7 protein-coding genes and 1 rRNA gene are annotated in these 6407 nt (G+C 68.6%); 3 read left to right on the forward strand and 5 right to left on the reverse strand.

Annotated elements, in window-relative coordinates:
• Positions 1-31: 31 nt before the first annotated feature.
• Both M8859_RS28375 and M8859_RS28380 read right to left on the reverse strand, forming a co-directional pair.
• The gene (locus tag M8859_RS28375; RefSeq protein ID WP_195071419.1) at positions 32-871 is read right to left on the reverse strand and encodes an IclR family transcriptional regulator; all 840 of its coding nucleotides are present in this window, start codon (positions 869-871) and stop codon (positions 32-34) included.
• 165 nt (positions 872-1036) lie between these two features.
• A complete protein-coding gene (locus M8859_RS28380; protein ID WP_195140482.1) occupies positions 1037-1294 on the reverse strand; it encodes a three-helix bundle dimerization domain-containing protein in 258 nt (85 codons plus the stop codon).
• A 261-nt stretch (positions 1295-1555) separates the two neighbouring features.
• Here M8859_RS28380 and M8859_RS28385 point away from each other — a divergent pair, with 261 nt between their 5' ends.
• Together M8859_RS28385 and M8859_RS28390 are read left to right on the forward strand one after the other, a co-directional pair.
• On the forward strand, positions 1556-2032 hold the full coding sequence (locus tag M8859_RS28385) for a nuclear transport factor 2 family protein (protein WP_159926256.1): 477 nt from the start codon (positions 1556-1558) through the stop codon (positions 2030-2032).
• Positions 2033-2108: 76 nt separating this feature from the next.
• Entirely contained in the window at positions 2109-3161 is a 1053-nt protein-coding gene (locus tag M8859_RS28390) for an aminotransferase class V-fold PLP-dependent enzyme (protein WP_159926254.1), read from the forward strand.
• Positions 3162-3200: 39 nt separating this feature from the next.
• On the opposite strand, the gene M8859_RS28395 is transcribed toward M8859_RS28390, so the two are convergent.
• Both M8859_RS28395 and M8859_RS28400 read right to left on the reverse strand, forming a co-directional pair.
• On the reverse strand, positions 3201-4277 hold the full coding sequence (locus M8859_RS28395) for an NAD(P)H-dependent amine dehydrogenase family protein (RefSeq protein ID WP_249645072.1): 1077 nt from the start codon (positions 4275-4277) through the stop codon (positions 3201-3203).
• 1 nt (position 4278) lies between these two features.
• Positions 4279-5070, reverse strand: coding sequence for an SDR family oxidoreductase (locus tag M8859_RS28400; RefSeq protein ID WP_159926250.1), 792 nt, complete (start codon positions 5068-5070; stop codon positions 4279-4281).
• A gap of 93 nt (positions 5071-5163) precedes the next feature.
• Between M8859_RS28400 and M8859_RS28405 the strand changes: the two genes are divergently transcribed.
• Positions 5164-6036 carry a helix-turn-helix domain-containing protein gene (locus M8859_RS28405; RefSeq protein WP_249645073.1) on the forward strand — a complete coding sequence of 291 codons (873 nt, stop codon included), beginning with the start codon at positions 5164-5166 and terminating at the stop codon, positions 6034-6036.
• A gap of 65 nt (positions 6037-6101) precedes the next feature.
• Here M8859_RS28405 and rrf read toward each other — a convergent pair.
• Positions 6102-6218, reverse strand: a 5S ribosomal RNA gene (gene rrf, locus M8859_RS28410).
• Between the last annotated feature and the right edge of the window lie 189 nt (positions 6219-6407).

A 6407-nucleotide genomic window follows, 5' to 3' on the forward strand; every position in this document is an offset into this window, starting at 1 on the left:
CGGCGAACGACGCCGGGCCTGCGCGGTGCCGCTAGCGTCCGCGCGCGTGCCGGGGAAAGAGGTCTTGCCCCGCCTCGTGGGCCACGTCGACCAGCGCGCGGGCCAATCGCGCGGTATCCGGCACCGCTCGGTCGGCGCCGATCCGGATCGACAGCGACACCGCGGCCACCGCCGCGCCGCGACCACGGATCGGCACCGCCACGCACGTGATGCCGGACACGGTCTCCTCGTTGTCGACCGCGACACCCCGCCGGTTTCGGATGCGGCCGAGTTCGCGATGCAGTTCGGCGCGGTCGGCGAGCGTGCGCGCGGTCAGCTGCGGCAGGCGATCCCGGAAGGATGCCTCCACGATGCTCGGCTCCAACGTGGCCAGCAGCGATTTGCCGAGAGCCGTGCTGTGCGCGGGCATCCGGCCGCCCAACCGTGTGGGCACGGTCGCGGCGAACCGGCCGCCGACCTTGTCGAGATACAGCACGTCGCGCCCGTCCAGGACGCCGACGTGGCCGACCATGCCGGTCTGCTGGCACAGATCGTGCAGCAGCGGACTCACCGCGTCCCGGATCTCGTTGTGGTCGGCGGCGAGTCCGCCCAACTCCAGCGTGCGCAGGCCGAGCCGGTAGCCGCCGGGCGCGTGCGCGAGCCAGCGCAGCCGGATCAACTGGTCGAGGATGCGGTGCACGGTGGACCGTGGCAGCCCGGTGCGTTCGGCGAGTTCGACAAGAGTGAGCGTCGGCGTCGCGGCGTCGAATGCCTCCAGTATCAGCGTCATCCGCTCGATCATCGACACCGGTGGCCGGCCCGGCCGCGCTGCCTGCCCGGAACCGGGCCATAACTCCCCGGGTTCGGGATCGGTCATCACCTCGACCGTCATTGCCAACCTCCACGCGTGTTCGCGTAGAGCTTAGGAGTATTACCACCAGACATGGGTGATTCGAGCATCCTTTCGGCGCGGCGGCGCCGACCGGGCGCGGCGCGGCGCGGACGAGCGCCTCCCGCGCCGATCACCTGTGCACACGTGGCCGCGCCGGTGCAACCGCTACGCGGGCCCGTGTGCGGCATCCGCGAGGCTGAACAGCCACTCACGGGTGTACCGTTCGGCCAGCAGCGGCAAGTAGTTCGTGACGGTGGCGTGGTCGGCGAAACGGTCGTACGACGAGTACAGATGATCCTCGATCGCGGCTTCGCTGACGCCGTCGAATTCGTCCTCCAAGCGCTGTGCGGCCGCTTTCAAGGCGATTTCCTGGTCGAGAAGGCTTTCGTGGTTCGAGTGGTGGGTGGCTGGACGGTCGGTCATCGCGAATTCCCCTGGTCGTGACGAGATCGGTGCCTGGGACGCCGTCGTAGCAGCGATAGCGCCCGTCACGCGGGTACCCGGTCGTGCCGGTTCGACACCCCATCCGCCATCCGGTTCCGCAGACGAGGCCTGAATCGAGCTTCCACGCCGACACCCGCGGTCGTTCTCACAGCCGGCCGTAGCCTACCGGTGCGCCGCGCCCACACCGGCAAAGTAGAACACGTTCTTGTCCGAATGGCCCGCGCGTGCCAGGCTCTACAGATGGATCTCGACGCCATCGAAGCCGTCCGCCGACTGAAGTACCGCTACTTCCGGACCCTCGACCTCAAAGAGTGGGACGAGTTCGCCGACACCCTCGCCGTCGACGCGAAAGGACGCTACGGCACCCATGCCATGGGTGAGCCGCTGCACCTCGACGGCCGCGACGCAATCACCGCGTTCATGCGGGAGAACCTCGGTCCCTCGGTCGTCACGGTCCACATCGCCAACCATCCGGAGATCGGCGTCGACGGCGAAACGGCCACGGGATCCTGGGCATTCGAGGACACCGTGATCGCCACCGAGTACGGAGTGCTGATCCGAGGGGCCGGCTACTACACCGACACCTACCGCCGCGACGCCGACGGCGAGTGGCGCATCGCCTCCACCGGTTACCGGAGAATCTACGAATCCATGCAGTCGCTGGCGGACACGCCCAGCTTCCAGCTGCTGTCCAACATGTGGGCGCCGAAGCCCTGACCGCCGGGCGTAAATCGGTCCACTATTCGCCCGGTGGCGCTGGACGGTCCACCCGCGCCCGGCGGATGCTGCGGATATGCCCTCCCTAGCGCCCGGCGAGTTCGCCCCCGAAACCACCTACCTGAACACCGCCTCCTATGGCCTGCCGTCCACCCGCGCCCTGACCGCGGTGCGCGACGCGAGCGCGACCTGGGCGACCGGCCGGGGTGGGCCGACAGCCTCGCTGGATCAACTGGTCCCCGGCCTGCGCGCGGGTTTCGCCCGGCTGCTCGACGGCGCGGCGGCCGACGACATAGCGCTCGGCAGTGGTGTCGCGGGCCTCATCGCCCCCGTGGCCGCCGCGCTGCCCGCGGGTGCGGAGGTGCTGCTGCCGGAAGGCGAATTCGCTTCGGTTTCCATGCCTTTCGTCTATCGGGGTGATCTCGTCGTGCGCTTCGTCCCCTTGGCGGAGCTGGCCGCACAGGTGCGGCCGGAGACCGCGCTGGTGGCCGTGAGCGTGGTGCAGTCCGCAGACGGCCGCGTCACCGATCTGGCCGAGCTGCGCGCTGCCACCCGGGCCGCCGGCGCGCGCCTGCTCGTGGACGCCACCCAGGCCGCCGGCTGGTTGCCCTTGCGCTTCGCCGACGCGGACTACTGGGTCTGCGCCAGCTTCAAATGGCTGATCGGCGCGCGCAGCGTCGCGTTCCTGGCCACGACGCCCGAACTCGTCCCGCAGCTGCGTCCGATCGGGTCCAGCTGGTACGCCGCCGAGGACCGCTGGGCCGAGCTCTACCATCCGACCGCACTGCCCGCGACGGCGCGGCGGTTCGACACGACACCCGATTGGCTCGGCGTCGTGGCGGCGGCGGCCGGGCTGTCCCTGATCGAGGAACTCACCGTCGACAAGATCGGCGCGCACAACGTCGAACTCGCCGACCGGTTCCGCGCGGGGCTGCGACAGCTGGGTTTCGAGCCCGTCACGGAACGTTCCCCGATCGTTTCCGTCCCCGGCGCGGGAAACATGGCGGCCCGGCTCGAACAGGCCGATGTGATCGTCTCGGCGCGTGGGGGCGGTCTGCGATTCGCCTTCCACCTCTACAACAGCGACGACGACGTCGAACGCGCGCTGTCCGCGCTGCGGGCCGGATAGTCCGGCGCGCAGCGGGGCAGCGCGACCCCCGGCGTTCGGTCAGTGACCAGAGCGCTGTGCCGGCGCGGTGATCAGCGGGAGATCGAGCGCGGTGAGGATGCCTGCGGGGGCGGCGACCACCGCGGGGACGGCGTTGACGATGCGCATGCCGGTCGCCAGCAGGGTCGCGTGGTTGTGATCGCCGTTGCCGCTCGAGGTCACCAGGTCCATCGCGTAGCTGGGCTCGCCGGTGATCTCCACGCGGTAGGAGCCCTCGGGGTGCGCGGGCTGCGGCCAGTCGGGGCACAGATCCGGCCGCAGCCGGGTCACGTGCTCGAGCACGGTGACGGGCACGTCACCGACCATGCCACGAACCTCGAATCGCAACGCGGCCGCGGTTCCCTCGGCGATGTGTCCCGTCGCGATGTCGAACGACTCAGGAGCCGGAATCCGTTCGTAGGTCTCGGTGACTGCGTCGAGGGTGACCCCGATCCCGGCCGCGAGTTGACGGACCGTGCCGCCCCAGGCCAGCGACAGCACCCCGGGTTGCAACAGCATGGGAATCTCGTCGACGGGCTTGCCGAAGCCCATGATGTCGACCATCACCGCACGATTGTCGTAGCTGGCGTAATCGACGATCTCGAGGCAGCGCACCTGGTCGACACGCAGGCAGGTCCCCGCGAGCGCGAGCGGCAGCAGATCGTTGGCGAAGCCGGGATCGATGCCGTTCACCCACAGCGACGAGTTCCCTTGCGCGGCGGCCTCCCGCACCGGCTGAAGCAGCTCGTCGGGCAGCACGCCTTGGGGGTACTGGAAGAACACCGGCGCGCACGCGACGACGTTGATTCCGGCGGCCAGGATGCGCTGGAGGTCCTGCACGGCCTCCACCAGCCGGTTGTCGGTCATGGAGCAGTAGACGACGCAGTCCGGACGCGACGCGAGCAATGACTCGGCGTCGGTCGTCGCGGTGACCCCGACCGCACGGTCGAGTCCCGCGAGCAGGCCCGCGTCGGCTCCGTCTTTGGCGGGCCCGGAGACCCACACGCCGGTCAATTTCAGTTCGGGATGGGCGATGACGCCGGCCAGGGCATGTCTGCCCACATTGCCGGTGCCCCACTGCACTACGCGATATGTCATGTCACAGATCCGGAATCGGGAGGTCGAGGTTCGGGACGATCAAGCCGCCGTCGGGCTCGAGGATCTTGCCGGTGAGGTACTTCCCTGCGGGCGATACCAGATAGAGCGCGGCCGCGGCGATGTCTTCGGGTTCACCGATGCGGTGCAGGGGCGTCTTGGCCTCCAATTCGGTGCGCATGGCGTCATTGCTCGCGACGATCTCCAGCGCGGAGGTCAGGATCGAGCCGGGTGCGATGGCATTCACCCGGATACGGGGGTTCAGGTCCAGGGCGGCGAGCTTGGTGTAGTGGGCGAGAGCGGCCTTGGCGGTGCCGTATGCCGCGAACGCACGCCCCGGCAGCCGCCCCATCGTGGAGGTGATGTTCAGAATGGAACCGCCTCCCGCGGTTTCGAGCATGCGCGGCACGGCGGCCCTGACCAGTGCGTGCGCATTGACGACGTTGAAGTCGAAGGCCTGCGCCAGCGCCTGCGGCGTGGTGTCCAGCAGCGGGCACGGCAGTGCCCCGCCCACGTTGTTGACCACGATGTCCAGCCGCCCGAAGCGTTCGACCGCCGACGCGGCGAGGGCCGCCGTGGCATCGGCGTCGCTCAGGTCCGCAGGCACCACATGGGCCTGTCGCCCGGCAGTGGCGATCCGCTCGGCGACCTCCTCGAGCTGGCTCTCCGTGCGTGCGGCGATGACGACGTCCGCGCCCGCCTCCGCGAACGCGACCGCAATCGCCGCGCCCAGACCGCGGCCCGCACCCGTCACTATGGCGACCTGATCGTCGATTCGGAACCGATCCAGGATCATGCGCACTCCCTACTGTCGAATATTCGACAGGATAATGATCTAATATTCGTCATAGTAAGTCGCTCGCTCGATAGAGAACAAGAGGTTGTGCCGATGCCGGACCGGTCCGCCTCGCCACCGACGCGTCGCGTCGTCGACATCGTGTCGCTGCTGGCGACTTCCGGGGAGCCGATCAGCGTCGCGGGCATCGCCGAGCGTCTCGGCATCGCCCGCGCGACCGCGACCGCGATCCTGGCCGAACTGGACGCGGCCGGTTGGGTGGCTCGCGACCAGGCTCGCGGCTACGTAACCGGGCCAGCCCTGGCCGGGTTGCACGGTGCCGCCCTCCCGCACGGCGTCGGCGATCTCCTCGCCGGCCTCGCCGCCCGGACCGGGTACGGCGCCACGTTCAGCCGCATCGAACCAGACCGGCTGACGGTGCTCGACGTGCGGCACGGCGTCGACCGTGTCGTTCCCGGAATCCCGGTGGGCCAGCGCATTCCGCTCCAGTTCCCGGCCGGTGCCAGCGTGATGCCGTGGCGGCCTGCGAGCGAGCAGAACGCCTGGCTGCGCACCGCCACCGATGACGATCAACGGACCGCCGGTGAGCTACTGACGCTGGTACGCGATCGTGGGGTGGCCGTCTTCCGGCCACGCGCCGACGACGCGGGGATGGTCGATCTGCTCGCCGATCTGCTCGGCGCGGTGGGATCCGAACTGCTGCAACCTCATTTGCGCACTCGCGCGCTTCGGCAGCTCGCCGCGCTCACGTCACGGCCCTTCACCCGGGCAGAGCTGGATTCGGAGGAGGTATTGCCGCTGAGTTATCTGGCGGCGCCGGTTTTCGACGCTCGCGGCACCGCGGCCTACGAAGTGCAGCTGGGACCGTTGCGCGCCGCGACAACGCGAGCCGAACGCGAGCATTTCATTGATGCGACACGCAGCGCGGCGAATGAATTGACGAACGCACTCGCCGTCGATCGGTAAGAAAGTAATTCCGGGATAAACGACGAAAGGCCCTCAACAGTGTTGAGGGCCTTTCGTGAAGGATGTTCCGGCGGTGTCCTACTCTCCCACACCCTGTCGAGTGCAGTACCATCGGCGCTGGCAGGCTTAGCTTCCGGGTTCGGAATGGGACCGGGCGTTTCCCTACCGCTATGGCCGCCGTAACTCTATGAAACTATCCACACACCCCCGCGCGCTCCCACCCACCAACCCCACCCAGGTAAAGAAAGGGGAGGTTCATGGGAAAAAGCCGGGGTATCTGTGTGTTGTTTCAGATACCGCACAGTGGACGCGTAGCAACCTTTGTCAGTAAGTCCTCGGCCGATTAGTACCGGTCACCTCCACACGTTACC

This window comes from Nocardia sputi (assembly GCF_023501985.1).

Excerpts from the sequence above, each read along its gene's own strand:
- M8859_RS28375 (WP_195071419.1), bottom strand. The coding sequence starts at position 871 with ATGACGGTCGAGGTGATGACCGATCCCGAACCCGGGGAGTTATGGCCC.
- M8859_RS28385 (WP_159926256.1), top strand. The coding sequence starts at position 1,556 with ATGGATCTCGACGCCATCGAAGCCGTCCGCCGACTGAAGTACCGCTAC.
- M8859_RS28395 (WP_249645072.1), bottom strand. The coding sequence starts at position 4,277 with ATGACATATCGCGTAGTGCAGTGGGGCACCGGCAATGTGGGCAGACAT.
- M8859_RS28400 (WP_159926250.1), bottom strand. The coding sequence starts at position 5,070 with ATGATCCTGGATCGGTTCCGAATCGACGATCAGGTCGCCATAGTGACG.
- M8859_RS28380 (WP_195140482.1), bottom strand. The coding sequence starts at position 1,294 with ATGACCGACCGTCCAGCCACCCACCACTCGAACCACGAAAGCCTTCTC.
- M8859_RS28390 (WP_159926254.1), top strand. The coding sequence starts at position 2,109 with ATGCCCTCCCTAGCGCCCGGCGAGTTCGCCCCCGAAACCACCTACCTG.
- M8859_RS28405 (WP_249645073.1), top strand. The coding sequence starts at position 5,164 with ATGCCGGACCGGTCCGCCTCGCCACCGACGCGTCGCGTCGTCGACATC.